This is a genomic window from Actinomadura fulvescens, from assembly GCF_039533225.1.
Lineage (GTDB): Bacteria > Actinomycetota > Actinomycetes > Streptosporangiales > Streptosporangiaceae > Spirillospora > Spirillospora fulvescens.
Genome location: NZ_BAAATD010000010.1, coordinates 235,647 through 261,604 on the forward strand (window position 1 = coordinate 235,647; position 25,958 = coordinate 261,604).

28 protein-coding genes are annotated in these 25,958 nt (G+C 68.1%); 10 read left to right on the forward strand and 18 right to left on the reverse strand.

Going from position 1 to position 25,958, the window contains the following annotated elements; translation table 11 throughout:
- Positions 1-11: 11 nt before the first annotated feature.
- The 6 genes from ABD333_RS32920 to ABD333_RS32945 form a co-directional block, all read right to left on the reverse strand.
- Positions 12-371 (reverse strand): YciI family protein, encoded by a 360-nt coding sequence (locus ABD333_RS32920; RefSeq protein WP_344546443.1) that lies wholly within the window; start codon positions 369-371, stop codon positions 12-14.
- A gap of 851 nt (positions 372-1,222) precedes the next feature.
- The gene (locus tag ABD333_RS32925; RefSeq protein WP_344546444.1) at positions 1,223-2,347 is read right to left on the reverse strand and encodes a trypsin-like serine peptidase; all 1,125 of its coding nucleotides are present in this window, start codon (positions 2,345-2,347) and stop codon (positions 1,223-1,225) included.
- Positions 2,348-3,099: 752 nt separating this feature from the next.
- A complete protein-coding gene (locus ABD333_RS32930) occupies positions 3,100-4,065 on the reverse strand; it encodes an ABC transporter permease (protein WP_344546445.1) in 966 nt (321 codons plus the stop codon).
- A 104-nt stretch (positions 4,066-4,169) separates the two neighbouring features.
- Complete coding sequence (locus tag ABD333_RS32935) at positions 4,170-5,183, reverse strand: sugar ABC transporter substrate-binding protein (RefSeq protein ID WP_344546446.1); 1,014 nt, start codon at positions 5,181-5,183, stop codon at positions 4,170-4,172.
- Positions 5,184-5,187: 4 nt separating this feature from the next.
- The gene (locus tag ABD333_RS32940) at positions 5,188-5,988 is read right to left on the reverse strand and encodes an SAM-dependent methyltransferase (protein ID WP_344546447.1); all 801 of its coding nucleotides are present in this window, start codon (positions 5,986-5,988) and stop codon (positions 5,188-5,190) included.
- 79 nt (positions 5,989-6,067) lie between these two features.
- A complete protein-coding gene (locus ABD333_RS32945) occupies positions 6,068-6,217 on the reverse strand; it encodes a hypothetical protein (protein ID WP_344546448.1) in 150 nt (49 codons plus the stop codon).
- A 20-nt stretch (positions 6,218-6,237) separates the two neighbouring features.
- On the opposite strand from ABD333_RS32945, the gene ABD333_RS32950 reads away from it, so the two are divergent.
- The gene (locus ABD333_RS32950; protein WP_344546449.1) at positions 6,238-6,471 is read left to right on the forward strand and encodes a DUF7660 family protein; all 234 of its coding nucleotides are present in this window, start codon (positions 6,238-6,240) and stop codon (positions 6,469-6,471) included.
- 135 nt (positions 6,472-6,606) lie between these two features.
- Here the strand turns inward: ABD333_RS32950 and ABD333_RS32955 are convergent, their stop codons facing one another.
- The 4 genes from ABD333_RS32955 to ABD333_RS32970 form a co-directional block, all read right to left on the reverse strand.
- A complete protein-coding gene (locus tag ABD333_RS32955; protein WP_344546450.1) occupies positions 6,607-7,152 on the reverse strand; it encodes a GNAT family N-acetyltransferase in 546 nt (181 codons plus the stop codon).
- Positions 7,153-7,513: 361 nt separating this feature from the next.
- The gene (locus ABD333_RS32960) at positions 7,514-7,885 is read right to left on the reverse strand and encodes an ArsR/SmtB family transcription factor (protein WP_344546451.1); all 372 of its coding nucleotides are present in this window, start codon (positions 7,883-7,885) and stop codon (positions 7,514-7,516) included.
- Between the two features lie 893 nt (positions 7,886-8,778).
- Positions 8,779-10,257, reverse strand: coding sequence for an FAD-dependent oxidoreductase (locus tag ABD333_RS32965; protein WP_344546452.1), 1,479 nt, complete (start codon positions 10,255-10,257; stop codon positions 8,779-8,781).
- A 35-nt stretch (positions 10,258-10,292) separates the two neighbouring features.
- Positions 10,293-10,448 (reverse strand): hypothetical protein, encoded by a 156-nt coding sequence (locus ABD333_RS32970; protein WP_344546453.1) that lies wholly within the window; start codon positions 10,446-10,448, stop codon positions 10,293-10,295.
- Between the two features lie 77 nt (positions 10,449-10,525).
- Here ABD333_RS32970 and ABD333_RS32975 point away from each other — a divergent pair, with 77 nt between their 5' ends.
- Positions 10,526-10,894, forward strand: coding sequence for an ArsR/SmtB family transcription factor (locus ABD333_RS32975; protein ID WP_344546454.1), 369 nt, complete (start codon positions 10,526-10,528; stop codon positions 10,892-10,894).
- A gap of 166 nt (positions 10,895-11,060) precedes the next feature.
- Positions 11,061-11,453, forward strand: a complete 393-nt coding sequence (locus ABD333_RS32980) for a luciferase domain-containing protein (RefSeq protein WP_344546455.1) — start codon at positions 11,061-11,063, stop codon at positions 11,451-11,453.
- A 483-nt stretch (positions 11,454-11,936) separates the two neighbouring features.
- Here the strand turns inward: ABD333_RS32980 and ABD333_RS32985 are convergent, their stop codons facing one another.
- Positions 11,937-13,040 carry a sialidase family protein gene (locus ABD333_RS32985; protein WP_344546456.1) on the reverse strand — a complete coding sequence of 368 codons (1,104 nt, stop codon included), beginning with the start codon at positions 13,038-13,040 and terminating at the stop codon, positions 11,937-11,939.
- Positions 13,041-13,371: 331 nt separating this feature from the next.
- Positions 13,372-13,839, reverse strand: coding sequence for an ATP-binding protein (locus ABD333_RS32990; RefSeq protein WP_344546457.1), 468 nt, complete (start codon positions 13,837-13,839; stop codon positions 13,372-13,374).
- A 111-nt stretch (positions 13,840-13,950) separates the two neighbouring features.
- Here ABD333_RS32990 and ABD333_RS32995 point away from each other — a divergent pair, with 111 nt between their 5' ends.
- Both ABD333_RS32995 and ABD333_RS33000 read left to right on the forward strand, forming a co-directional pair.
- Complete coding sequence (locus tag ABD333_RS32995; RefSeq protein WP_344546458.1) at positions 13,951-14,784, forward strand: helix-turn-helix domain-containing protein; 834 nt, start codon at positions 13,951-13,953, stop codon at positions 14,782-14,784.
- Positions 14,775-15,077 carry a DUF397 domain-containing protein gene (locus ABD333_RS33000; protein ID WP_344546459.1) on the forward strand — a complete coding sequence of 101 codons (303 nt, stop codon included), beginning with the start codon at positions 14,775-14,777 and terminating at the stop codon, positions 15,075-15,077. The genes ABD333_RS32995 and ABD333_RS33000 overlap by 10 nt, the downstream gene beginning before the upstream one ends.
- On the opposite strand, the gene ABD333_RS33005 is transcribed toward ABD333_RS33000, so the two are convergent.
- From ABD333_RS33005 to ABD333_RS33020, 4 genes are read right to left on the reverse strand one after another with little or no spacing between them, the layout of a single operon-like run.
- Positions 15,074-15,571 carry a hypothetical protein gene (locus tag ABD333_RS33005; RefSeq protein WP_344546460.1) on the reverse strand — a complete coding sequence of 166 codons (498 nt, stop codon included), beginning with the start codon at positions 15,569-15,571 and terminating at the stop codon, positions 15,074-15,076. The genes ABD333_RS33000 and ABD333_RS33005 overlap by 4 nt on opposite strands.
- A 14-nt stretch (positions 15,572-15,585) precedes the next feature.
- Positions 15,586-16,158, reverse strand: a complete 573-nt coding sequence (locus ABD333_RS33010; protein WP_344546461.1) for a hypothetical protein — start codon at positions 16,156-16,158, stop codon at positions 15,586-15,588.
- Positions 16,151-16,645 (reverse strand): WXG100-like domain-containing protein, encoded by a 495-nt coding sequence (locus ABD333_RS33015; protein ID WP_344546462.1) that lies wholly within the window; start codon positions 16,643-16,645, stop codon positions 16,151-16,153. The genes ABD333_RS33010 and ABD333_RS33015 overlap by 8 nt, the downstream gene beginning before the upstream one ends.
- A complete protein-coding gene (locus ABD333_RS33020) occupies positions 16,645-16,965 on the reverse strand; it encodes a WXG100 family type VII secretion target (RefSeq protein ID WP_344546463.1) in 321 nt (106 codons plus the stop codon). The genes ABD333_RS33015 and ABD333_RS33020 overlap by 1 nt, the downstream gene beginning before the upstream one ends.
- A 398-nt stretch (positions 16,966-17,363) precedes the next feature.
- Here ABD333_RS33020 and ABD333_RS33025 point away from each other — a divergent pair, with 398 nt between their 5' ends.
- The 4 genes from ABD333_RS33025 (at position 17,364) to hisC (ending at position 21,000) form a co-directional block, all read left to right on the forward strand.
- Entirely contained in the window at positions 17,364-18,056 is a 693-nt protein-coding gene (locus ABD333_RS33025; protein WP_344546464.1) for an NUDIX hydrolase, read from the forward strand.
- 90 nt (positions 18,057-18,146) lie between these two features.
- Positions 18,147-19,490 (forward strand): hypothetical protein, encoded by a 1,344-nt coding sequence (locus tag ABD333_RS33030; RefSeq protein WP_344546465.1) that lies wholly within the window; start codon positions 18,147-18,149, stop codon positions 19,488-19,490.
- A 79-nt stretch (positions 19,491-19,569) separates the two neighbouring features.
- Entirely contained in the window at positions 19,570-19,845 is a 276-nt protein-coding gene (locus ABD333_RS33035) for a DUF6401 family natural product biosynthesis protein (protein WP_344546466.1), read from the forward strand.
- 75 nt (positions 19,846-19,920) lie between these two features.
- Positions 19,921-21,000, forward strand: coding sequence for a histidinol-phosphate transaminase (hisC, locus tag ABD333_RS33040; RefSeq protein WP_344546467.1), 1,080 nt, complete (start codon positions 19,921-19,923; stop codon positions 20,998-21,000).
- Positions 21,001-21,107: 107 nt separating this feature from the next.
- Here hisC and ABD333_RS33045 read toward each other — a convergent pair whose 3' ends face one another.
- Positions 21,108-22,436: a transcriptional regulator gene (locus ABD333_RS33045; protein WP_344546468.1), complete on the reverse strand. Its 1,329-nt coding sequence runs from the start codon at positions 22,434-22,436 to the stop codon at positions 21,108-21,110.
- A gap of 616 nt (positions 22,437-23,052) precedes the next feature.
- Positions 23,053-24,339, reverse strand: a complete 1,287-nt coding sequence (gene murA, locus ABD333_RS33050; RefSeq protein ID WP_344546604.1) for a UDP-N-acetylglucosamine 1-carboxyvinyltransferase — start codon at positions 24,337-24,339, stop codon at positions 23,053-23,055.
- Positions 24,340-24,762: 423 nt separating this feature from the next.
- On the opposite strand from murA, the gene ABD333_RS33055 reads away from it, so the two are divergent.
- Complete coding sequence (locus ABD333_RS33055) at positions 24,763-25,818, forward strand: suppressor of fused domain protein (protein ID WP_344546469.1); 1,056 nt, start codon at positions 24,763-24,765, stop codon at positions 25,816-25,818.
- The last annotated feature ends 140 nt before the right edge of the window (positions 25,819-25,958 follow it).

A 25,958-nucleotide genomic window follows, 5' to 3' on the forward strand; every position in this document is an offset into this window, starting at 1 on the left:
CCAGAGTGCCGCTACTGGCCGCTCATCACCGGACGGACCTCAAGCGCGCTCATCCCCGCGGCCAGTGGCCAGGTGGCCGCGATCCGCGCGGCCTCCTCGATGTCGTCGCACTCCAGCATGACGATCGCGCCGATGACCTCCTTGAGTTCCAGGTACGGCCCGTCGGTGATCACCGGCTGGCCGTTCGCGTCGGCGCGCACACTCTTCGCCGTGTCCCGAGGCTGCAGCTCAGCACCACCGTCAGCGATCTTGCCGGTCGGCTGCCACCGTTCGAACCACTCGTAGACCTGCTTCATCACGTCCTGTTCGTCGGCCGGGGACAGCGCGGCCCACTCGCGGTCGTCGCCGAAGATCAGCATCGCGTACTTCATCGTTGCTCCTCGTGGTTGGAAGCGCTGCGTCATCCGTGTGACGAACGGCCGGCACCGGTCCTCGACAGGTTCCACCGAATTCGTTTGTCCGAAGTCCCGGCGCCCAACGACTCCAGGGCGACCAAGCTGAGCCATCGGCACAACGACAGGGCCATTGGACGACCCCGTACACCGCGGAGCGGGCCTTGGTGATCACCGCTCAGTCGCTCCTGTGCGTACTCGAACGCTGACAGCAGAACGCGTTCTCATCAGCAGATCAGCACGTCGGTACACATGGCCAACGCTACGCGCTGCAACCGAGCCCCGGGCCAGCCAAGCCCGGGGATGGATCCACAACCGACCGCCCAACGGCCCGCCGGACTCGCCACCGGCTCCGCCGCGCTCGTCTCAACCCCGCGACGCCGCAAACGCTAGCCCCGGAACGCCGGTCTATGGGAAAGCTCTTGGTGTGGAGCCCTGATGAGGCGAAGGCTCCGGCCTCTCCGCCGGGGTCCCGGAACCCTGCCTCAAGGCAAGAACACGCCGACCCTTCGCGGCTGCGCGAACGCGCCGAAGCCGCACCCAGTCGCGAAGGGGGTGGCGTACTGATACCTCGGCCGCGACCAGTGGCGCACCCAGCTGCTCGGCTGGCATGCGGCCCAGTCGACAGCTTGTTGTTCCTGCGCGGCGCCGACCCCACGGTTGCCCGGTCCAGGTGCCCCGTGCTCTTCCTGCGCGGGCTCCGTCTTGTCGACCTTGCCTGCGTCGCTGCTGCCACGGCGTCAGTGGTGGCGGTCGCTCGCCGCGTACGCGGGAACGGTCATGCGTCGGAGCGGCCGTGCCGCCGGGTGCGGCACGGCGCGCGCCGGGATTCAGAGGATGCCGTCGATCTCGGGTTGGATCAGCGAGATGCGGGTGCCCATGTTGGGGCAGCCGCCGAGGTGATGCAGAGCGATCACCTTGTGCGTTGAACGGGCCAGTACCGGCGAGCCGGACGAGCCGCCCTCGGTGTCGCAGTTGTAGCCCGAGTTCACACCGACCACGACCGTGCCGATCTTGCAGACGCCGCCGTCGCGATCGCTGGCGATGGACAGCTTCTTGACGAGGGCGCGGGGGTGTCCGGCGATGTAGATCTGCTCGCCCTGGGTGGGGTTGCGGGCGTCCAGTTCGAGGTAACCGAAACTGCTGATCGTGCTGAAGTTCTGCACGGTGTACAGCGTGTAGTCCAGACGCGAGCTGGTTTTCAGCATCTGGTCGCCGGTCACCTTGGTGATCGGCCCGGACCCCGTGCCACCGCAGGTCGGGCAGTCGTAGTTGAACTGGACCTCGGTCGAGCGGACGCCCGAGGCGGTAGCGACGCAATGGTTGTTGGTCAGCATCCGGTTGTTGGGACCCACCCGCCAGCCGGTGCACAGCGAGGTGCCACCGATGAGCAGCCGGGCGACCGCGCGCGAGCGCTGGTACTCGGTCGCGTGGCTCGACCGGTAGCAGACGGCGTCGCGATAGTCGTTGGTGCCGCAGATGGATTTGGGACGCGGACGCGCCGCGATCTCGGCGGCGGTGAAGCCGCGGGCGATCCGGTCGATTCTCACCTGCGAGCCGATTCCGCCCGTGGTGCTGTGCAGGGTCACCGTGGCGGCGTCCCCTTCGACGGACAGAGCCCAAAAGCCCTGCTCGGCAGCGGTCGCGGGAGAGTTCCCAGGCACCTGTGCTCGGGTCGGGTCGGAATGGTAACGGTGGCGCTCTCGTCCCGTGGCGTCGGTGACGGTGACATGATCACCTCGGCGCAGCGAAAGGACTGCGAAATGCACCTTGACGTAGGACGCGCCAGGGTGCCGGATCGTGGTGCGCAGCCGACCGGTACCGAGCTGGGCCGACGCTGCCTGCTCGGTGCCGACCACTTCGGGTGCGGGGGCTGTGACCTGGGCGGAGAGAGGGGGTGATGGGGGCGCTGGTGCGGCATTCACCGGTGCCGCTGTGGCGGCCGCGAACAGCAACCCAAGGACCACTCCCGACCATTTCAGCGAGGACATGGCAATCCTTCCGCATGGGGAGGGCAAGGCGGAAGAAATTTTATTGATATGATCCGGATGCCGTAAAGTATCAATTATTCAATGGGTGCGTTCTATCATTCGATTAACCCGACGTTTTGAACGGGCTGTTTCTGTATGCGTGGAACGGTTAGGTCGGCGGCGCAACGACGGCGTGAATCGCGATGACCACATACAGTTGCGGCTGATGGAGAGCCGAAGCCACACCGCCTGGTTGTCGCAGTCATTCCAAGCCTGCGGCACCTTCCCGATCAGCCGGGACTGACGGTGAATCGCCGCATCCCGTTCGTCGCATCCCGTTCGTCCCTGGAAGCCGACATCGCCGCCGATGATCGCTGCGGCACACCCACTGCACCGAACTTCACTCGGGGGCACGGCCAAACCGTCGAGGTGCGGCCTCGTCCAGCGATCTCCTCGTGATGGACGTCGGGCAGGTCGGGAGTGACGTGGGTGATGGGCCGCACCCGAGGCAAGCGAACGAACATCAATCCCCGGCAGACGTCTGTGCCGCCTGCCGCCGCAAAAGGACCCAGCGGGCGGCCGGACAAGCGGTGCTCGATCCCTAAACCCGCAGCGTCAGCGCGAACGGGAGTCGCTGAACGTCAGAGGATGTCGGTCACCGCATGGAGAACTGCTCCGGTCCGTTCGTCAGGTGTGAGCCTACGGCGCGAGTCCATCCGATCGACGTGTGCGCCAGCTCAGGAAGACGCCTGCTGGTCCTTCCGGAGCCTTCGGTCGAGGGTGACGGCGGCGAGGATGAGGAGCCCTTCGATGGTCTGTTTGTAAATGAGGTTCCAGCCGAGGAGGTTGAACCCGTTGGAGATGAGAGTGAGGATCAGTGCTCCGGCCAGGCCGCGCCAGATCGCTCCGTGGCCACCCAGGATGCTGGTGCCCCCGATGACAACGGCGGCGATGGCGGTGAGTTCCAAGAGGGTGCCGAGGTCGGCCTGGGCGGTGCCGCTTCGGGTGGCCATGACCAAGCCGGCGATGCCTGCGCAGGTGCCACTGATGGCGAACACGGTGACGCGCACAGACGCGATCCGGATGCCCGCCAGGCGGGCCGCGGTCGCGTTGCCGCCGATGGCGTAGGCCCGCCGGCCGAGCGTGGTGGACGAGAGCACGACCCAGCAGGTGGCCGCGACACCGGCGAGGATCAGGGTCGGGATGGTGATGCCGCCAATGACGGTCGGCATGCCTAGTGCCTGGAAGTCCTGGAGTTGCGCGGGCTCGGGGTAGACGATGGCGCCGCCGGTGATGACGATCGCCAGGCCCCGGTAGACGATGCCCAGCGCGAGGGTGGCGATGAACGAGTGCACCCGCGTGGCTTCGACGACGAGTCCGGTCACCAGGCCCATCACCAGTCCGGTGCCGATACCGGCGGCGTATCCGGCGGCGATCCCTCCCACCGGGGTGACCTTGATGGCCACGACCGCGCTGACGGCGAGCACCGCGCTCATCGAGAAGTCGAACATCCCGCAGACGACGCACAGCGTCATGCCGCATGCCAGCAGCCCGACCACGACCGTCTGGTCCAGGACGTTGACCAGGTTGCCGCTGGTCAGGAACGTATCGGTGGACAGGGACAGAGCCAGGAACAACCCTGCGAGGACGGCCAGGATGCCATGGTCGCGCGCCATGGCCGCGTTCACCGTGATCGCCCTCACCGCCGTCCCGCCGCCACCGGGACGTCCCTGACGGCGGTCATGACGTCATGGCCGCAGCCGACGGCAGCCCCTATGGCGTCCATTCCGGGAGACCTGTCGCCGGGTCACTCGTCGTACTCGCCGACGATCCCGGACGACACGATCACATCGCGCGTGGCTTCGGCTCCGGGCGCGAGGGACGACACGTCGGTGGCGGCAGGCACGTTCTCGCCGCGTGCCTTGGCCAGGCCCAACTCGGCCGCTTTCGCACCCGCGGTCTTAACCGCCAGGTAAGGGATGCCGAACCATCGGCCGTCGCGCACCTCTTTCACCGCCTGGCGCGACCCGCCGTTGGCGACGTAGACGATGTTCTTCCGGTTCTTGGCGACGACCTGCGCGCCGAACAGCGCCTGGGAGGATCCGATGACCACGTTCACATCGGGATGGGCCTGCAGCAGGTCCTGCATGGCCTTGCGTCCGGAGTCGCGGGTGTAGCCGCCTTCGATCTGCGCGGTGACCCGCACGTCGGGCGCGCTTTTGAGAGTCTCGACGACCGCCTTGGTCCGCGCGTTGTCCAGGGGCAGCGTCTTCATGCCTTCCAGGTAGGCGACCCGGCAGGGCTTGAGTTTCTTGCTGCCGCACGCCGCGATCGCGAGCCGTCCCAGGCGCTTACCGTTCTCCGTCGGCACGTCGACCAGTGAGATCGTGCCGGGCACCTGCGGCTGGACGGTGTCGTAGCGAGGCCCGACCGGGGTGAACTGCACGACCACCGCGATCCCCTTCTGCACCGCGGCGCGCACCGCGCCCATCACCGCGGTTCCGTCGTTGGCCTGGATCACGAACACCCCGAACCGGCCGGACGTGGTCGCGTCCTGAAGCTGACGGACCTGGGTCTGGGCGTCGAAGTTGGGATCGAAGAACTCGGCGGTGCCGCCGGCCTTGCGGGCCTGCTCGCGCACCCCCTCGAACGTGGCCGCCGAGAACGAGTTGGCCTTGGCGAACCCGAAGAACGCGATGTCCTTGCCGTGCTTACCGGAAGGTTGGGCGCCGCTCGCCCCGCCGTTGTCGGAGTCGGCGCACGCCCCCAGCGCCAACATGCAGGTCGCAGCCACCATCCACGAACGAGCCATGGTCTTCATCGCGTCACGACCTGCTTCCCACGCCCACGTAGAACCACTCGCCACCTGGCCGTTCTCGGTCTTCGTCGTTGTCGGGCCGCCACTGGTCGACCCGTGTGACCCCCGGTTCGACCAGTTCGAAACCGTCGAAGAACCGCTCGACCGCGGTATGGCCGCGATGCACCAGCGGGGCGTTGGCGTCGTCGTAGACCTCCCGCGCCGCCATGCCGACCTCGGGATGCGCGTCGTCGGTCAGATGGGACACGATCAGATGACTGCCCGGCACCACGTTCCGGGTGAGCTCCTTGACGATCCCCCACGGGTCCTCGGCGTCGGTGAGGCAATGCAGGATCGCCACGAACAGCACCGCCACCGGTTCGCCGAAGTCGATGAGCCGCCGCACATCAGGGTGGGACAGCACCTTGTCCGGTTGGCGGATGTCCTGCTGGATGACCGCGGTGCTGTCATCGATGGCCCGCAACGCGCGCGCATGCGACAGCACCACCGGGTCGAAGTCGACGTACGCGACCCGTGCGTCCGGCACCACCCGCTTGGCGACCTGGTGAACGTTGTCCTGGGTCGGCAGCCCCGTGCCCAGATCGAGGAACTGACGGATGCCCTGCTCGGCCGCCAGCCGGACCGCCCGCCCCAGGAACCGCCTGTTGGCGATGCAGATGTCCCGGCTCGGGCCCAACGCCATGATCTTCTTCGCGGCGATCCGGTCGACCTCGTAGTTGTCCTTACCGCCCAGGTAGTAGTCGTACATACGTGCGGCGTTGGGGACGCTCAGATCCGGCTTGTACGGCGAGAAGTCCGGCTCATGCATCGGAATCACCTCGGATCGCGCATGGCTGATAGAGGTCACGTTCCGAAGGTATCCATCGAACGTCGTGCACGTGAAGCAATCACAAGATCGGGGACAATTCCGCAACTTTCCCTTCACCCGAGCCGTCGTGGTCGTTCGTCGCCCGCGCACCGTCCGCAGCCTTGAACTGAGCCCAGACCCAGCCCAACTCACGGCGCGCAATCAGGCAGGGATTGAGGCGTTCCAGCACGGTAAGACAGGATGCCGGGCATGGATTCGCTTCCGACGCTCGATGAGGCGCTTGCCGTCAGCACTCGCGATGAGTTGATCGCGCACATCTCGCGCCTTCATGAAGCCCTGGCGAAGGGCGAGGAAATCGAGAATCCGACGACCGAACACTTCCTTGAGGCCCTGGCAGGTTGGCTGGGCGACGTTCGAGACGAGACCGAGCCGTCGTGGTCACTCCTCGCCCGCGCACTCTCCGCAGCCCTGATCTACGAGTGAGCCCAGATCAGCCCGACTCGCGGCGTGCAATCAGGCAGGGCGGCACAGAGTCTTGATCAACTATTCGCCACCACGCGCCACGATCCGGGTCGCGTATTCCTCGGGACGAACGGCTTCACGCTCGTCGTAGCCCGATCAGTCTGCGCCGATGTTGAGACTGCGCCGTTCCAGGAGGATGACGTCGCGCCAGCGGTCGTGGTGTTTGCCGAAGCGTTCGCGGGTGCCGATGGTGCGGAAGCCCGCTCGGTGGTGGAGGCGGAGGCTGCCGGTGTTCTCGGGGAAGATGCCGGACTGGATGGTCCAGATGCCGGCGGCTTCGGTCGAGGCGATGAAGATGTTGAGCAGGGTGGTGCCGATGCCGTGGCTTTGGGTGCCGGGGTGGACGTAGACGGAGTGTTCGACGACGCCGCTGTAGACGCAGCGGGCGGAGACGGGGACGGCGGCGATCCAGCCCAGGATGTCGCCGGTCGTGGTGTCGGCGGCGACGTAGCGGTGGCCGGGAAGTCGGGATGCGTCGAAGTCGGCCCAGGTGGGGGCGGTGGTTTCGAAGCTGGCGTCTCCGGTGTCGAGCCCTGCCTGGTAGATCTCCAGAACTTGGTCGGCGTCGGTCGGCCGCATGGCACGGATGGTGACTCCGTGCAGGTGGGCGGGCTTGAGGGCGCGGATGATCGCAGAGTCCATGTCAGCGGCTACCTGGTGATTTGTGGTGATCTGGAGGTCGGTGATGCCGATGCGGCCGTTCGAACGATCGGGGCGTCTGCTTCGGCGGCGTTGGCACGGGTGATTTGGAGCATCTCGTCGGTCATGTCCAGGCCCCAGGCCCTGCCGGTTGCGCCCAAGCGGCGGACCGAGACAGTTTCGCCTTCATGGAGGGCGGCGGCTGCGAGGAGACCGCCGCAGCCGAGACCGGCGGTGACGGCGCCGACGTGAAGTTCGGCGCTGCCATCTAGGCCTAGACCGAACGCGCTGTCCGTGGCGGGAGCACGCAGCACGAGGTCGCCGCGTTGTTGAGAACGGCGAGTGCGGCCGGTCGCGTACCTGGTCATGAACCTGGTCCGGCGTGTCCAGCATGGCTGGGCTCCGGGGTGCAGGTGGGCGCCTCGGGTACCGGGCGGCCCATGACCACGTCGGCGGCGGTAGGGAAGCAACTGACGCATGCCCTGTTGATTTCGTAATAGGCGGAGGTGCCCCGGCGTTCGACGAAGACGAAGCGAACCTCGGCGAGCACCTTCAGATGGGCTGAGACCGTTGACTGACCGACATCGGCGGCGGCAACGATCTCACCGACGCTCATCGGACGGCCGGCGCGAGCGAGCAGTGTGACGATCTGGATGCGGGTGGCGTCGGCCAAAGCCTTGAACCAGGAGGCGTACTCCTCCGCGGTGGGCCTGTCGAGCGGTTCGAAACTATCCATCGTTAATCGACGATAGACGATAAAGCGACGGAAGAGAAGAGGGCAGGCGGAACGTGTGAGCGCCGGTCACGACCTGGATGTAGGCGAACAAGAAGCCCGCGCCGAGAGGGCCGAGAGCATTGGCGATGGCCAGCAAGGCGGTGGCGCTGACGGAGCCAGGCGAACGCCGGTTCGTGGAGGAGCACCATGACCTGCACCAGGCCGGTACCAATGAGCACCAGGCACGGCTCGGTGAGAGATGACTGCGGCCCAGGCCGCGATGAGAAGGGCAGCGGCGCCGAGCCGAGGGTCATGAGAATGGCGCGCCCGCCGTGGTGGCCAGCAGCGACGGCGGGGACGGCGGTCACGCCCGGGACGGCGATAGCGAGCAGCCCGAGGGCCTTGGTGATGCGCAGATCACGGCGCACGGCGCACGGCGCATGGCACATGGCGCACGGCGCACGGCGCACCGCGCACCGCGCACCGCGCATGGCACATGACATGACGCATGGCACATGGCGCACCGCGCATGGCGCATGGCGCACCGCGCACCGCGCATGGCACATGACATGACGCATGGCACATGGCGCACCGCGCATGGCGCACCGCGCACGGCGCACCGCGCACCGCGCATGGCACATGACATGACGCATGGCACATGGCGCACCGCGCATGGCGCACCGCGCACCGCGCACCGCGCACCGCGCATGGCACATGACATGGCGCATGGCACATGGCGCACCGCGCATGGCGCATGGCGCACCGCGCACCGCGCATGGCACATGACATGGCGCATGGCACATGGCGCACCGCGCATGGCGCACGGCGCACGGCGCACGGCATCTCATCAGTCGTAGTAGACGCGGCTGCTCCCACCGTCCGGGTGGACGGCGGGAGCAGGGTCGAGGCCAGCGTCAGGCACAGCATCCGCCGCCCGAGGCGTCGGTGAGCGCGAGGGGTTGGGCTAGCAGGCCGCCGCTGATGCCGGTGGCGAGTCCTGCGGGCGCTCCGGCCGGGGCGAGATTGCTGGAGCACACGCCCGTCTCTGGGAGTTCGAGCTCGACCTTGCGGGCGGCCTCCCAGTCGCCGGCCAGGGCGGCGACGACGGAGCGGGCCTGCTCGTAGCCGGTGGCGAGCAGGAACGTGGGGGCGCGACCGTAGCTCTTGACTCCGATTGCGTAGTAGCCGGTCTCGGGGTGGGTGAGCTCGTCGACGCCGTGCGGCGGGACGGTGCCGCAGGAGTGCTCGTTGGGATCGATCAGCGGCGCGAGGGCAGGGGTGGTGCCCATGATCGGGTCCCAGCTCAGGCGCAGCTCAGCGGTGATGGAGTGGTCGGGCCGGAACCCGGTGGCCGCGACGATCTCGTCCACGATCACTGCATGCCCGCCGGATGACGTGACCTCGATCCCGGCCGTGGTGCTGGTGAGGGCGTGGGTGAAGAAGCCGGTGAGCAGGCGGATCTGCCCGGACTCGACCAGGTCGCGGACGCGGGTGCCCAGCGCGCCGCGCGCGGGCAACTGGTCGGCGTCGCCGCCGCCATAGGTGCGGGCCGCGTCGCCACCTCGGATGGCCCAGGTGATCTGCGTTCCGGGATCGTCGTTGGCGAGCTCGGCGAGGGCCAGCAGGGTGGTGGCGGCCGAGTGACCTGCGCCGACGACCAAGCTGTGCTTGCCCGCGAACCTCTTGCGGTCGGGGCCAAGAACGTCCGGCAGCGCGTGGGTGATGTGGTCGGCGAACTCGGCCTCGCCATAGGCGGGCAGGCCGGTCGCGCCGAGCACGTTGGGCCGCGTCCAGGTGCCGGACGCGTCGATGACGGCGCGGGCGCGCAGTTCCTGGCCGCCGTTCAGGCGCAGCAGGAACGCGGCGTCATCGCGGCCGTTGCTGCGGAGCCGGTCGTAGCCGTCGCGGGTGATCGCCTCGACGCGGACGCCGAACCGCAGCCGGTCGGCGATCTGGGGCAGCGCGGCCAGTGGCCGGAGGTAGTGCTCGATCAGGTCGCCGCCGGTCGGCAGCGCGTCCAGGTCGGGCGCGGTCCAGCCGGTGCCCTCCAGCATGCGGCGCGCGGCGGCGTCGGTGTTGTAGCGCCACGGGCTGAACAGCCGGACGTGCTTCCATTCGGCGATCGAGGCGGCGGCCTGGTCTCCGGCCTCCAGGACGACGAAGTCCAGGCCGCGTTCGGCGAGCTGGGCGGCGGCGGCGAGGCCGACCGGACCGGCGCCGATCACCGCGACCGGCAGGCGGTCGGCGATGCAGCCGCAGCCGCTGTCGGTCTTGGCCTGATGGATGGTCTGCCTGGGGTCGGCCGCCTGCTCGCCGGTGGTGCAGCAGGCGCTGACCCCGCAACAGGCGCCGTCGGCCGCCGGGGTTTCGGGGTCGTGCTGGCTGGTGGTCATGCCGTTCTCCTGTCGTGCGTGGGTGCGCGGTGGTGTCAGAAGCGAGGGCCGGCGGCGATCGCCGCGGTGCGGGCGCGGTCCTGGGCGGCGGACGTGCGGCAGGCGCTGGTGCAGACCTCACCGCGGCTCTCGTCGAACGAGACGCGGCGCTCGGCGCGGAGGTGACGGGCGGCGGAGATCAAGGTCTTCATCGGACGGCTCCTGTTTTGACATCCATCGAATCAGGATCAGCTTGCATCGTTGGATAGATGGATGTCAAATTAGAGCTATGTCTAAGTTGCAAGCACTTGAGGTCGTCGACGCCGGATGCTGCGCGCCACTGAGCGGCCCCACGTTGGCGGAGGACGAGGCTGCCGAGCTGGCGAAGGTGTTCAAGGCACTGTCGGACCCGGTCCGGTTGCGGCTGTTGAACCTGATCGCTTCCAGCCCGGGCGGGGAGGCGTGCGTTTGTGATCTCACCGGGCCGTTCGACCTGTCGGCCCCCACGATTTCCCATCACCTGAAGGTCTTGCGCCAGGCGGGGTTGATTCAGGGCGAACGGCGCGGAACGTGGGTCTACTACCGGCCGGTGCCCGAGGCGCTCACCCGGCTGTCGGGCCTCTTCGCGTTGCCGGGGCTCGCTGCCGCCTCGGCCTGAGCCATCGCACGGATCGCGGGCCGTAACCGCCGGTCAGTGCTCTGACCGGCAAATCGCACCATCTCGGTCGCGGCGCGGAGAGGAGTGTTTCAGTGCGGCTGGCAGGTCGATAACGATTGGCGTCGTGGGGGTGTCGGTCCGGTTGCCAGGGACAGACCATGGCGCTATGGGTTTTCCCTCCGCAGAGGCAGGTTTCGCAGACTGCGCCTATCGGCAGCTACGAACCTGGCCCGTACTGACGGCCTGCCAGACCGCCGCCGGCTCAGGCAAAGCTCTGGCGTTGCGGACTAGGCAAATCGTGCACCTGCATGGCCAAGATGAAGCAGAGGTCTACCTCACCCGGCCCGTCCTACAAAGGATGGCCGAAGTCCTCAACGAGACCGGACGCGTCACAATGGCCCCCGACCAGGAATGGGTCCGAGTCCGGCTCGACCACCCCACTGACGTCACCCTGCTGGTCTCCCTGGTCAGTGTGGCGATCAAGGCCAACACCCCGGCCATGGACGTCCCGCATCGAGACGTCTCCCCTTGTCCGCGCGCCATGACGGCGGCACTGTAGTTGACCCGGCGCCTCATAGGGTCGTTCGCGGACTCCTACAGCGGGGACCAGGTTTCGACCTCGACCAGCCAAAGGCACCGAGACCACCCCGGCGGACCTGCCGGGGCGCCGGCATGTCTTCGTGCGATGCGCTGGTCACCACCGGCTCGTCAACACCCGCACCGGCGACGCCACCCCGGACCCTCTCGCGCGTTCAGCCGCCATCACAGCCACCCAGCTTGTGAACGCGAATCACCGCGCTCGCTGCGTCCGTTCCGCACTCGCATGACAGCGCCTCCTGGAGCGCGCCGCGTAGCGGCACACAGGCAGCCGAACGCGGACCCGCTCGAACGGGACAAGCACAGCCGGAACGCCAGGTCGGGCATCGCATGAACCGAGTACGACCGGGACGATCGCATTGCGGACTGGCGCGACGCCGGAATGGCCGCGTTGCCGCCCTACGGGAGACCCCGCCCATCTCCAACGCTCTCGCCTAGACCGGACCTACAAACGAACGGACGTGAAGGTGAGCGTTTCATAGGGGCTGACTCGGCCGGTTTCATAGAGAACGCCGAGCCTGGATCCGTCTAGGCGCACCAGGTCGGAATAGGCCGCGGGCAAGGACGACAACGTACGCCCCGAACTCCACGTCCGCCCTAGGTCGTGGCTAGCCCGCAGCGTCATGCGGGCGCGTCCGGGCCCTAGCGGTCCGGCGAATACCAGCGCGCCCGCCTGCAGCACACTGGCCTGAACGACCGGCGCCTCCAGCAGCGGTTCTGACCGGAATGGGCGGTCCAGACTCTGCCCTTCGCTGGATGAATAGGACGTGGCCCTCGTCCCCGGAGCCGGTCCGCCCTCGCGAGCGTTCACATAGATACGACCGTCCGGAAGTTGAGCGGCAGTACTCTCGCTGAGCTTCACCTGCCCGCCGGAGCGGGAGTCGACATAGCCGATTCGCCAGCTCAGCCCACCGTCATCGCTGATCAGGCCATGACCACCATGGACTCTCGACTCCGTTGTGTCGCCCCCGGTGTGATTACCAGGAACCAGCAGCCGCCCTCCGCGAAGCGCCAATCCGTGTCCCGGCCCAGTCGCATACCACCGCCATCCAGGGTCCTTGACCGAGGAGGTGATTTCCCGGGGAGCGCTCCAACTCGTCCCTCCGTCCCTGCTCCGCTGAACCCAGACTCGTCTCCCCTGCCCAGGCAGCAGTTCGTCGTCCATGATCTGCCGCAACGACGCCGAGCCGCCGTTGGTGCACGTCACAAGCACGACATCACCAGAACGTGGATCGACTACGGGCGAAGGATTCCCGACGGTATCGGCGCCATGGTCGGCCACCACCGCCAACGAACCCCAGGAACACCCGCCGTCGCGTGACCTCTTGACGACCAGGTCGATATCGCCGCTGTCCCCCGCCGAGTCGCGGCGGCCCTCGGCGAAGGCCAGCAGAGTCCCTTCGGCGGTCTTGACCACGGCAGGGATACGGAACGTGTGATAGCCCTCGCTCCCCGAGCGGTAGACGACGCTTTCCCCACATTCCCGCGCTTCAGCCACCACCGGGGTCACCCCGGCGACCACCAACGCCAAGATCATGATCTTGAGCACGGGCAGGAGGCTAATCCCTCCGCCCTCGACCACCCCGCACGGCTCGCCGCCGCAGACGACCACTCCTTCGACCGATGGCCTCGTGGCCGAAACCCCAAGCCAGAGCGTCAGCATCGACAGCGCGTGGGGTCGCGGTGGAGCGGCGGCAGAACGCAACTCACGCTGCGACGACGGAAGACCATCGGCGAGGTGACCGCCGCCGGGTCATTGCTTGGAGTGGCCCCCATCACGGGTCTCCTGGCTCGGTTGAGCCAGGAGCCGACGATGCTGCCGCGATCTCTTCATGGCTGATGACGCGCGTTCGCCGACGCGTCGTGGCCGTCCGCGGGCCTCACGTCGGTTGAAGGACCGGCCAGGCGATGAGCTCGAACCACACGACCTTCCCCGCCCCCTCGGTCAGGTGCACACCGTGGTCGTGGGCCACCGTCGCGACCATGAGGAGCCCCCGCCCAGACTCCTGGAGCTCGCCCACCTCGTCCCGCACGTACGGCAGCTCGCGGCTCGGATCGTGGACCTCCACGAGGAGGCTGCCTCCGTCGCGGATGAGCGACAGCCCGAGCTCGGCTCCCGGGCGTTCGCGGCCGACGTGAACGACCGCGTTGGTTACGAGTTCCGACGTCAGCAGTTCGGCGTCGTCCGTCGCGACCGCGTCCGCCTCGTACAGTTCCAGAACGCCTCGCACCTGATGCCGCGCCACTTCCACCGCGGCCGGGCACGCGGGCAGTCGCACGCTCAGCAGAACGGACAGTTCCTCACAGCGGCAGCGCCCCCGCCGCCCCGCACCACTCGCGTCGTACACCGCCGGGCTCCCTCCAGATGAGCTACGAGGCTTCCCAGAGTGAACGCGGACGATTACCGTAAGTAGGCGAATCATCACAAGGTCAACAACCTTGAAGAACACCGCGCGCTCTTGAAGGTCGTTGAAACTCCATCCCCCCGGGAGACGACAATGACCGATCCGTACAGTCCGAAAGCCATCTGGGGCCGCGAACTCCGCCACTACCGCGAAGCCGCCTCGCTCACCCAGTCCCAGCTCGCCGGTCTCATCAACTTCGCCCCGTCCCTCATCAGCGGCATTGAGAACGGCCACGTCCCGGCCGTTCCCGAGTTCGCGGAGGCCTGCGACCAGGTCCTCAACACCGGCGGCGCCCTGACCCGCGGCCTCGACTACCGCAAGTCCAAGACGGCGCGTTATCCCTCGTGGTTCGGCGAGTGGCCCATCATCGAAACCAAAACCACCGTCCTCCGTAGCTTTCAGCTGGCAGTGATCGACGGTCTCGTCCAGACCGTGGCATACGCGACCAACCTGCTTGGGTACGACAAGGACGCGGTGGACGGTCGAGTCGAGCGGCAGCAAGTCCTCGCCCGCGATGAGCCTCCCCCACCCAAGCTGCGCTTCGTCATGGACCAGGGAGTCCTGCACCGCCCAGTCGGAGACGCAAAGGTCATGTACGAGCAACTCATCCACGTCGCCGAAGCCGCAGAGACTTCACCGCGGATCAGTGTTCAGGTTCTGCCGTTCGGAGTGCATACCGGCCTCCAAGGATCTTTCGTCATCGCCTCGCTCGGGGCAGGCAACGGCGAGGTAGCGTACGTGGAGACGGCCCTACGAGGCGAAATCACCAGAAGCCCTGAAGACCTCGAAGACCTCACCGACACCTGGGAGTCAATCCGGACGGACGCGCTCCCGGAACGAGACTCCCTCGAACTCATAAGAAGAACGGCGGAAGAGCGATGGACCTGACCGGCGTCCTCTGGAGAAAGAGCAGCCGCAGCAGCTCCAACGGTGGGCAATGCATCGAAGTAGCCGCATGGCGTAAGAGCAGCCACAGTGGTTCGAACGGTGGTCAATGCGTCGAGGTGGCCGCGTGGCACACGAGTAGCCACAGCAGCTCCAATGGTGGCAACTGCGTCCAAGTGGCGCCGTTGCAGGGTGTGGTCGCTGTGCGTGACTCGAAGGACCCCGATGGGCCGGCGCTCGCGTTCAGTCATGAGGCGTGGCGCGCGTTCACCAGTCGGCTCAAGAACGACGGCTAGATCAGGCCGAGTCGCCGGAGCGTCTCCTTGTCCCAGGGGAGGCCCGGCGAGTCGGTGAAGAGGGCGTGGAAGACCCGGACGGAGCCCGGCTCCACGTTGAAGAGCCGGAGGTCGATCGGCCGTTCCAGCTCTTCCTGGGTGAGCAGCTGAAGACCGGCCTGGGACACCTTTTCCACGAGCCAGCGTTCCTCGTCCGACAGGTCGGGGCTCGTCCTCGTGAGGAGCGTGTCCCAGGCGTTGGAGACGCGGGCGAACGCGGCGTACGGGCCGACCAGGGAGAGCACCAGCACCCAGCGCCGACCGCCGCGTTCCAGGCTGTACATGAAGCCGTGGTCGTCGTCGGGGTCGACATCCTCAGCGACCTTGAAGACCGTACCGATCTCCTCCGCCAGCCGGTCGTAGGGCCGTGCCTCCAGCCCGGCGGCGACAGAGCCGAAGTTCGGCTCCGCCAAGGAACCGTAGGTGTCCTCGATACGCCGCGAGATCTCATCCACTGGTCTGACGCTTCCTACTTCGGATGGCCATGGATCGACCCGTCGTCGTCCATGTGCACTCTGACTTTGCGCTGTGGCTGTCCCTGCGGGCTGTAGCCGGTCGTATGCCCCGGCCCAAAGTCGTAGTCGCGGACACGAGGTCGGTTGGGGTCAGGTGTCCCCTTGTACCACGCCTCGTAGGTGTGGGAGTTCGCCCAACTCTCGTCACCTGCCCAGGTGGACGTGGGTTTGCCCGCTCTTCTGCGGTTGTCGTACTGAGGGGTCCCACGGATGTGTCCCCTCTGCTTCTGCTGGTTGATGCCGGTCGGGTGCTCTTTGGGCGCGCCACGGGCTCCTGGTGGCGTGCTGGGCCGGGCACCTCCTCCTCCAGGAGCACCCTTGCCCGGTTTGAACATGCCCATCCGGAGCGGCCTGGCGATCGGGCCGCGCCCGCCCTTCTTGCCGCCACCGCCGCGCCGTCCGCCACCGCGCCGCCCGGCCGTTTGGACGGACGCCGGGGCGGCGGGAGCGGCGACGTGGACGGCGCCGGGCAGGAGCAGGACGGCGGTCAGGAACGCGGCAGGTATCCGCCGCTTCACCTCAGTCATTGAGCAACGCCTGGATTGCTTGGTCGATCAGCAGGTCGATGACGATGCCGGCGATCGTCTTGAAGATCGGAATCTGGGCGAGCGAGGCGCCGAACGTGACCGGTGCCGTGGCGATCGCCTGGGCTATCTGGATCGCCAGCATGATCAGTTGAACGATCACCTGGATCTTCAACGCGAGGACGACGATCGCGGCCACCATCAGCCCGACCGACACCATGAGACAGCCGTTCGCGGAGTCGGCGAGGTTCTGGCTCGCCGACTCCGCGCCGCTCCACTCGGTACGGAAGGCGTCGAAGTCCTCGCCCTTGTTGTCGGTCCAGATCCGCTGCGCGACGGCGTCGGCGTCGGCCGCCCCGGACTGCAGCGTCGAGGCGAGCCCCATCCACGTGTTGCCGAGCTCGAAGAGCTTGGTCTCGTCCGCCTCAGGCCAGGTGTAGCCGAGCATCCCGAGCAGGCCGATCAGCTCACCCGGCAGCTGCATCCCCATCAGAGAAGCTCATTGATCTTGTTGACGTACAGGGCGTTCGTGTCTTCCATCTGCACGTAGTTGTCGGCGACCTGGACGAGCGTCTCCGCGTGGCCGGTGATCTCTTCGAGGTTGGTGGTGAAGCACTCCATCGCCCCCTCGAACACCGCCGCGTGCGCCTCACCGATGATCATCCCGATGTCGTCGGCGCCCCAGCAGTCGCCCAGCCCGGTCACCTCGCCCTGGAACGACTGCACGGCCTGCGACATCCGGTCGGCTATCGCCCGCAACTCCGAGGCGGACGAACGCACGCGGTCGGGCGAGACCTCGAAGCCGGTCACCGGACACCTCCACTGGTCCACTCGCACAACGCTCTTCAGGCTCAGACGCCCCCAAAGCCACCGAGGTTCACCCTAGAACGTCCGGACCCGCCAGGGCCGCCCCGACACCACCAGCATTCACCCGAAATCACCCACCAAGTCCCATCCCAGATCGCCCGAGAAGTCAGCCACGGTCCGAGATCATCAGACCCCCTCAGCGTTCGTCCGAAGGGGTCCAGCGCCTCAGGGTTACCATGATCGTCCAGGTCGTCGGCGTTCGCCCGAGGTCGCCCGGAACCGTCCGTCCGGCACCATCGAGGTTCACGTGAGATCGTCCGGTGCCGGGGAGGTCGGTTCGAGATCGTTCGGCGTGTTCGAGGGGCGGGTCCGGCTCAGCGGCAGGCGGTAACGTTCAGGGCATGTCCGTGCCCCGCCTCGCCGTCACCGTCGACCTCGTCGTCCTCACTGTGCGGGAGCAGCGGCTGTGCGCGCTGATGTGGCGGCGTGACCGGGCTCCCTACGACGGCTGCTGGTCGTTGCCGGGCGGGTTCATCCAGCTGGAGGAGGACCTGCCGGTCGCCGCGGCCCGCCTGATGGCCGAACGGGCGGGACTGGCCGACGTACGGATTCACCTGGAGCAGCTCGCCACGTACGGCTACCCGGACCGCGACCCGCGGCAGCGTGTGGTGAGCGTGGCCTACCTGGGCCTCGCGCCCGACCTGCCCGCGTCGAGCCGGGCGCAGGTGTTGTGGTCGGCCGTGGACAAGCTGATCAACCACGATCGGGCGGCGTTCGACCATCGCCGCATCCTGTGCGACGGGGTCGAGCGCGCGCGGGCCAAGCTGGAGTACACCTCGCTGGCCGCCGCGTTCTGCCCGCCGGAGTTCACCGTGGCCGAGCTCCGCCGGGTGTACGAGATCGTCTGGGGCACGCCGCTCGATCCGCGGAACTTCCATCGCAAGGTCACGGGCGCCGACGGTTTCCTGGTGCCGACCGGGCGCACGACCACCCGTGACGGGGGCCGTCCCGCGCGCCTCTACACGCGGGGGCACGCGGAGCAGTTGCGCCCGCCCATGCTCCGTCCTTCGCCGCACGCGGTCGCGACCGTCTAAGGACTCTGAACGATCTCGGGTGTACGGTGATCGCCAACACTTTCCTCCCCGCACGAGCGAAGTGATCCCTTGCACAAGGCGTCTTTTGGCGTGCCCGCAATCCTGCTGGCCGCCGTTCTCACCGTCCCCCTGACCTCCGCCCCGGCTGCCGCGGGCGCCGTAGCCCCGGCGGCCGAGACCGCCGCGGAGACTCCGATCCAGTTCACGGCGTTCACCGTGACGCCCCAGCTCATCGACCTTGACGACCGCGACGTCACCGTCAGCGGCAGGATCGCCAAGACCGCCGATCCGGCGGCGGGCGTCGCCGGGCTGCCGGTGTCGCTCGGCGGCCCCGACGGCTCGTTGGGCACGGGGGTGCGAACCGACGCGTCCGGCGCGTTCACCGTGCGCGCGACGCTTTCGCGCGGCGGAACGATCAGCGCGATGGCCATGGCGGCCGGTTACGGCCAGGCGTACGCGCGCGTCGTCGTCCGCGCCCAGGCCTGGCCTACGCGCGTCTCGGTCGACCGGAGGGTGAGCGCCCGGGCCGAGCGCGGCGCGGCCGTGACGCTGACCGGGCGGGTCGAGGTGGAGAAGGGCGGGGTGTGGCGGCCGATGCCGCAGGCCCGCGTCCGGGCGAGCCACTACGTCAACGGGGCGTCCGGCGACATCGACCATGCCTACGGCGCCCGCACCGGCGCCGACGGCCGGTTCCGCGTCAACGCGACGGTGTACCGGACCGGGTCATGGGTGGTCTTCGCCAACCCGTTCCACCAGGACTTCTATCAGTGGACCGGCGCCGACGCCGGTGAGCAGGCGGTCCGCCAGCCCACGAAGATCGAGCGCTTCGACGCGGCCGAGCCGGCGCCGCTCGGCGGCTACGGGCTGACGCGCTTCCGGGTGCTGCGGCAGGCGGAGCGGTGGGAGGCCGCGCCCAGCGGCACTCCCGTGGCGGTGTACTTCCGCGCGCGGGGCTCGAAGTCGTGGCGGAGGGTGAACGGCGGTTACGTCGGCGCCAACGGATATGCCGAAGTGCCGATGCGGGTGCCGGGTGACGGCGACTGGCAGGCCCGCGTGCCGGGAAGCGCCGAGTTCTCCGCGAGCGCGAGCGGCGTCGATTATGTGGACGCCCGGTTCGCGACGTTCATCCAGGGCTTCAACGCGACGCCGGAGCCGGTGCGGAAGGGCCGCAAGATCACGCTCCGGGGCGGGCTGGCGTACAGGGAGCCGGGGAACGTCCTGCTGCCGCCCCTGGCCAGGCGGACGGTGAAGTTCTACTTCCGCGCCGCGAAGACCGGAAAGTGGACGTACGCGGGCAGCGACGTGACCGATGGGAACGGATTCTTCGGCCTGAAGGCGACGGCCAAGCGGGACGGGGTCTGGCGGGCCTACTTCGCCGGTGACAAGACTTTCCTGCGCTCGTTCGGCAAGGACGACTACATCGACGTCCGCTGAGATGGAACATTAAAGAAGTGCCCGAGACGGACAGGGCATGCCGGGGACGTTGCTAGCTTTTTGTCCCATGGATGGCGATATGTCCGAGGAGCTGAGTCTTCTCGTACGCGATATCGGGGACGCCGGAGTGGCCGAAATGGCCGGTGCCCCAGGGCTCGCGGCGGCGGTCGACCAGCACGTGGCCGCCGTCCGCGACCGGTTCGGGGCGCACCGGCCGCCGCAGGACGCGCTGATGGACTACCTTCACGGCTTCGCCGAGGACGCGTTCCGGCGGGGCTGGTGGCCGGGAAGCACGCGCGACTGGGAGTTCGTGCACATCGTCGCGGTCTGCTGGATGATGCGCGAGAACGTTTGAGGCACACCGCCTCCATCCCATAACGGCACAATCCGTAGGCTGGGGCGATCCCACCCGTACAACTGGAGGACAACGGTGTCCGAGGCAACCACTCCGCGCTTCCGCTCCGTCCTCGACCGGTTCGTGGCCTACAAGCCCGGCAAGGTCGTGGTGTCGCCCGAGGGCCGCTCCTACAAGCTGTCGTCGAACGAGTCGCCGATCGGCCCGCTGCCGTCGGTCGTGACGGCGATCACCGAGGCGGCCCGCACGGTCAACCGCTACCCCGACAACAACTGCACCGCCCTGATCGAGGCCATCAGCACGAAGTTCGAGGTGCCGGCCGATCACATCGCGGTGGGCTGCGGTTCGGTCGGGGTCACCCAGATGCTGCTGGAGGCGGTGGCGGAGCCCGGCGCCGAAGTGATCTACGCCTGGCGCTCGTTCGAGGCGTACCCGCTGCTGGTCTCGCTGTCCGGCGCCACCTCGGTCCAGGTACCACTGCGCGACGAGGCGCACGACCTGGACGCGATCGCCGCCGCCATCACCGAACGCACCCGGCTGATCTTCATCTGCAACCCCAACAACCCGACCGGCACGATCGTCCGGCGCGCCGAATTGGAGGCGTTCCTCGACCGCGTCCCGGCCGACTGCCTGGTGGTACTGGACGAGGCCTACCGCGAGTACGTGCGCGACAAGGACGTGCCCGACGGCCTGGACCTCTACGAGACCCGCCCCAACCTCGCGATCTTGCGGACGTTCTCCAAGGCCTACGGACTGGCCGGTCTCCGCATCGGTTTCATGGTCGCGCACCCGGTGGTCGCCCAGGCCGTCCGCAAGACCTACCTCCCGTTCAGCGTGAACGCCGTCGTCCAGGCCGCGGCGATCGCCTCCCTGGCCGCCACCGACGAACTCCTCACGCGGGTCGACGACACGGTCAAGGAACGTGACCGCGTCCGCGACGCCCTGCTCGCCGACGGCTGGTCCGTGCCGCAGACCGAGGCCAACTTCGTGTGGCTCCGCCTGAACGAGCGGACCATGGAGTTCTCCGCCGCCTGCGACGCCCAGGGGATCAGCGTCCGCCCGTTCCCCAACGAGGGCGCCCGCGTCTCCATCGGCACCCCCGAGGAGAACGACGCCTTCCTGGCCGTCGCCAAAGCCTTCCCCCACCGCAACTGATCACAGCCCCCCACCCGGCGCGCTGGTCGCTGCCGGGTCAAGGCCGTGCCAGCAGTGGGTGAGGCTGCCGAGCGGCCGGGGTCGGCCCGGCCGCTCGGGTCTCGTGCTCAGGTGCTGGCCTTGGGGCCCAGTTTCTCCACGATGAGGCGGTAGAGCTGGCGTGGGCGGCCGGGCTGCGGCGTGCGGTTGGGCGGGAGGGGCCAGGCGAGGCCCTCCTCGACCAGCGTACGCAGCAGGCGCCGGGCGGTGCGGGGAGTGACGCCGAGCATCTTGCCGGCGTTCTCCGCGTCCACGATGAGGGGCTGGTCCTGGTCGCCCAGCTTGTCGGCCAGGCGGGCGAGGATTTCCAAGCCCTTCGGTTTGACCTGTGGCTGCGCCCGGGGCGGCGTGCGGGGCGCGGGCACCAGGGCCCGGCCGTCGCGGTCCAGGGCGAAGCCCTGGGCGCGCTGCGAGCTCTGCGAGCGCGCCAGCGCGGCCCGGGCGTGGGTCTCGGCCTCGTGCGCCGTCCGGCCCATGCCGATGCCGACCTCGATCGCCAGTCCGAGCTCCTCGCGGACCCGTTCGACGAAGGGCGGCGTACGGAAGCCCTCGGTCGACGCGGTGACCGACCCGCGCGTGGCGATGACCAGGTAACTGTGGTCGTCCAGCGGCCACACCGACGCGTTCATCCGGTGCGCCTCCTGCAGGAGGACGCGGTGGAGGGCGAGCTTGAGCTCGTCCCGCCAGTAGCGGGGTGTGACGCGGCGTGGTGTCTCGCGGAGCGTGGGGACGTCGACCAGGACGGTGACGAGCTGCGACTCTTCGAGACGGTGGTGTGCGCCCAGGAGCGCGGCGGTCTGCAGCGAACTGCGGATCGCGGCGCCGGTCGGGCGTACCCGGATGGTGGGGACCCCGGCCATCTCCATGCGTTCGGCCGTGGCGTGCACGCAGGTCATCGCGACCGTGGTCGCGCCGCGCCGCCACAGGCGCTCGTGGAACGCGGCGAGGGTCCCGGGACCGGCCGCCTCCTCACGGAGATGCACCTGGTCGGTGGCCAGATTGATCTCGGCGTACGCCTCCTCGACCTCGGCTCGGCCGAGCACGTCGATGCTCACCTTGGCCGGATCGAAACGTTCGTCGAGGGAGGCGCGCAGCAGCGCGCCCTGTAGTGCCGCCCCGTTCAGGGGCACGTAGGTGGCGGGCATCGTGAGCACGCCCGCCTTACGTGCGAAGTCGTACGGCACGGGGCTCGCGAACAGGCACACGTCCACGCCCGAGCCCAGCCGTACGACCTTGTCGGCCGCTTCCTGTTCGTCGCGATACGCGGCGGCCACGAGCCGGCTCGGTACCGGCGTCGGGCCGTGGCCCATCAGCATGACCCGTTCGACAAGGTCATGCGGACCCACGACGCCGATCGTCAGGTCGGGGGTCACCGACCCCGTCCTCGCTGCCGTCATCAGCGCCCGCTCGCTTCCCGGTCTGCCCAGCTCACGTCCTGGCCGGCTCTGTGTCGGGGGCCCGGCCCCGGCCATGCGTTCGCGCACGCTCCGCCCAACGGTTGACTCATGGCTTGTCGCCCCTGCCTTCTGACCCAGCACCGCAGTTCCCGTGCGATTCGCCTTCCCGTAGCCCATGCCCAACCAGCCTTTCGTTGGACGAGCTCCGCTCGGCGTCCTCCTAGTGGGCAGATCGGGTCAGGGCGACGATGTGTGACGCCCAGACGCGAAATCGAATCAAGAGTGCGGCGAAAAAGTAACCTACGCGACCCCTTGGTCAGTAATTTGTCACCATTCGGTCAGTCTTGATTCTGCATCTTCGGACGTCCGAAGATAAAAAACAAGACCCGAAAACACCGCAGGGGCCTCCTCCTGGCGCTGATGCGCACTGAGGAGACCCCTGCGACGTCCGTTTGGTTTACGCACGGCCCGAAAATCGACCGACCCGTTAGCCTCTGCACGGCAGCTGACCGTATCGGCTAAGGGTTGGACGTTTGCCCCTGATTTGGACTTGGTGTCCGAATGAAGATTGACCGCTTACGGTCAGATCCGTCAGCCGGTCGGTCGGGTCATCCGTTTAGTCGGCTTCGCGAACGATGTCCGCGCCGAGTTGCGAGAGCCGCTCCGCCGTGTGGGCGTGACCGCGGTCGAGGTAGTAGGCCGAGGTGATGGTGGTCAGCCCCTCGGCGGCCAGACCCGCCAGCACCAGGGCGCTGCCGCAGCGCAGGTCGTGCGCCTCCACCTCGGCGCCGCGCAGCACGTTGGGCCCGTTCACCTTGGCGCGGTTGCCGTTGACCTCGATGTCGGCGCCCATCTTGGTGAGCTCCTCGGCCAGCTTGAAACGGCCGTCGAAGATGCGCTCGTAGATGTAGGACGGGCCGTCGGCGAAGCACGACAGCGCCATGATCGGCGATTGCAGGTCGGTGGCGAAGCCGGGGTACTCGTCGGTGATGACGTTGATCGGCCGCAGCGGACGTTCGCGCCGCACCTGCAGGACCGCGCCCTGCTGGTGGAACTCCACGCCCATCTGCTCCAGCTTGTCGGCCGCGACGCCGAGATGCTCCAGGGAGGCGCCGACCAGGCTGAGCTCGCCGCCGGTGATCGCGGCGGCCATGACGAACACGCCCGCGTCGATCCGGTCGGGCATCACGGTGTGCTCGATCCCGTTGAGCTCGTCGACGCCCTCCACGGTGATGAAGCCGGTGCCGCCGCCGCTGATCCGCGCGCCCATGCGCTGCAGGATCTCGATGTTGTCGAGCACCTCGGGCTCCAGCGCCGCGTTCTTGATCAACGTGGTGCCCTGGGCGAGCGCGGCAGCCATGATCAGGTTTTCGGTGCCGGTGTGCGAGGGGGTGTCGCAGTAGAGCGTGCCGCCGCGCAGGTCACCCGCCTTGATGTGGATGATGCCGTCGCCGTTGTCGGCGATCTGCTCGGTGACGGTGGCGCCCATCCGCTTGAAGCCGTTGTAGTGGAAGTCGAGGTTGCGGCTACCCAGGTTGCACCCGCCCACGCCCTCGATCACGGCCTCGCCCAGCCGGTGCAGCAGCGCCGGCACGAACAGGAACGAGCCGCGGAAGCGGGAGGCGATGTCGGCCGGCAGCACCGGGCTGCTGAGCGTCGACGCGTCGATCACAAGAGTGCGCTCCGCCTCGTGCAGCTCCGCCTTGGCCCCGATGGCCCGCGCCAGCTCGACCGCGCGGCGGACGTCCTCGATGATCGGAACGTTGCGCAGGACCGTCCGGCCCTTGGCCGCCATCAGTGATGCGCCGATCATTGGCAGGACCGCGTTCTTCGCGCCCTGGATGAAGACCGTGCCCTGCAGAGGACGGCCTCCGTGTACGCGGTAACGAACGTCTTGGCCCATGCTCATGCCGCCTAACTCCTTAACTGCGGAAAGTGTGCTACCGGTTCAAATGGGACTGCCGACCCGGCTGTTCACTTCCGGAACAGCGGGATGACAAGGGCTGAGCACGCCGAACGGTGTCCCTCCATATCAAACGCCCCCAGTAAACCACCGCGCCGAGGGTGAGGTGGCCGACGTGCACGGCACGTAGCGGTGGTATAGCCCCTCTTCCCACCACGTTCACTTGGACAGCGGCAAAGACATGAAAGTTCACGTTTTGCCGCGCCTAGAGTGTGAGCCGCGCCGCACCGCTCGTCCACTCGCGGCCCGGTGTGTCCGAACGCAAGCCCGTCACCAGGCTAGACCCCATCGCCACGGCACAAGGCGGAGTCCGCAACTCATTGACGACTTATGCCGCTACGGGTGGCTCTAGGGTGATCGTCCATGGAGATCGACGAGGACGAGGCGCCCGGCTGGGCGGCGATCGACGAGGCACTGGCCCGCATCTACGGTGACACCGAGCCGCATCACTGGGGCACGCTGCACAAATGGATGCTCGGCGGGCCGGACCCGCTCGACGGCATCAGCGTCTATGCGCGTGCCGAGCCCGTTCCGCACTGGCACTTCGTCTCGTACGGCATGACCGAGCTTTACGAGAAGCATTCCGAGAACCCCGACGAGTCGGGCTGGGGGTTCGAGTTCACGTTCCGGCTGGCCAGACGGCCGGACGAGACCACGCCGCCGGTGTGGGCCGCGAGCCTCCTGCAGAACCTCGGTCGCTACGTCTTCAACAGCGGCAACTGGTTCGAGTCCGGCCACCACATGAACGTCAACGGCCCGATCGCGGCCGACCGCGACGACTCGGCGATCCGCGCCCTCGCGTTCGTTCTCGATCCCGAGCTGGGCCAGATCGCGACGCCGCACGGAAGCGTGCAGTTCCTGCAGGTCGTCGGGCTCGCCATCGACGAGTACGAGGCCGCCCGGCAATGGCGGACCGAGTCGTTCCTGCAAGTGCTCGCGCCTCGGATGCCGCTCTACGTTACCGACATCGAGCGCGGCTCCCTGCTCGCCGACCCTGAGCTGGCCGCGACCGTGGCCGAGGGGATCGAACGCGACGGTTCGAGCGTCGGCATGCTGTACGTGACGACGGCGCAGTGGGACATCGGCCCCGGCACGACCACCCTCCGCGTAGGGGCGTTGCAGGCACCAGCGATCGCCGAGGCTCTGCGGGGAAGGCTGCCGTACGGCAACGAGCTGGTCCTCAAGTCCGACGACGCGACGTTGCTGTTCACGCCGGGCGACATGTTCTCCGTGACCGAGGCCGAGCCGAACGTCCTCCACATCGACGTACCGCTCCCGGCCCTGGAAGACCTCACCGCCGCACTGCGCCCGGAAGCCGGCACCACACCGGTCACCGCCCTGCCCGGCCTGCTGGTGGAGGTCGTACCCACCGCGATGCGCGACCAGCACGGCAACGAGACCGGAGAAGTAATCGGCTGACCGCCCCATGCTCGGCCGCATGTGCGGCGCTGAACGCGCCATGCTTGGCCGCGTGCGGCGCTGAACGCGCCCTGCTCGGCCGCACATACGGCCGCCGACCGCTGCACGCGGGACTCGGCTCCGCGCCAAACTCAGTTCGG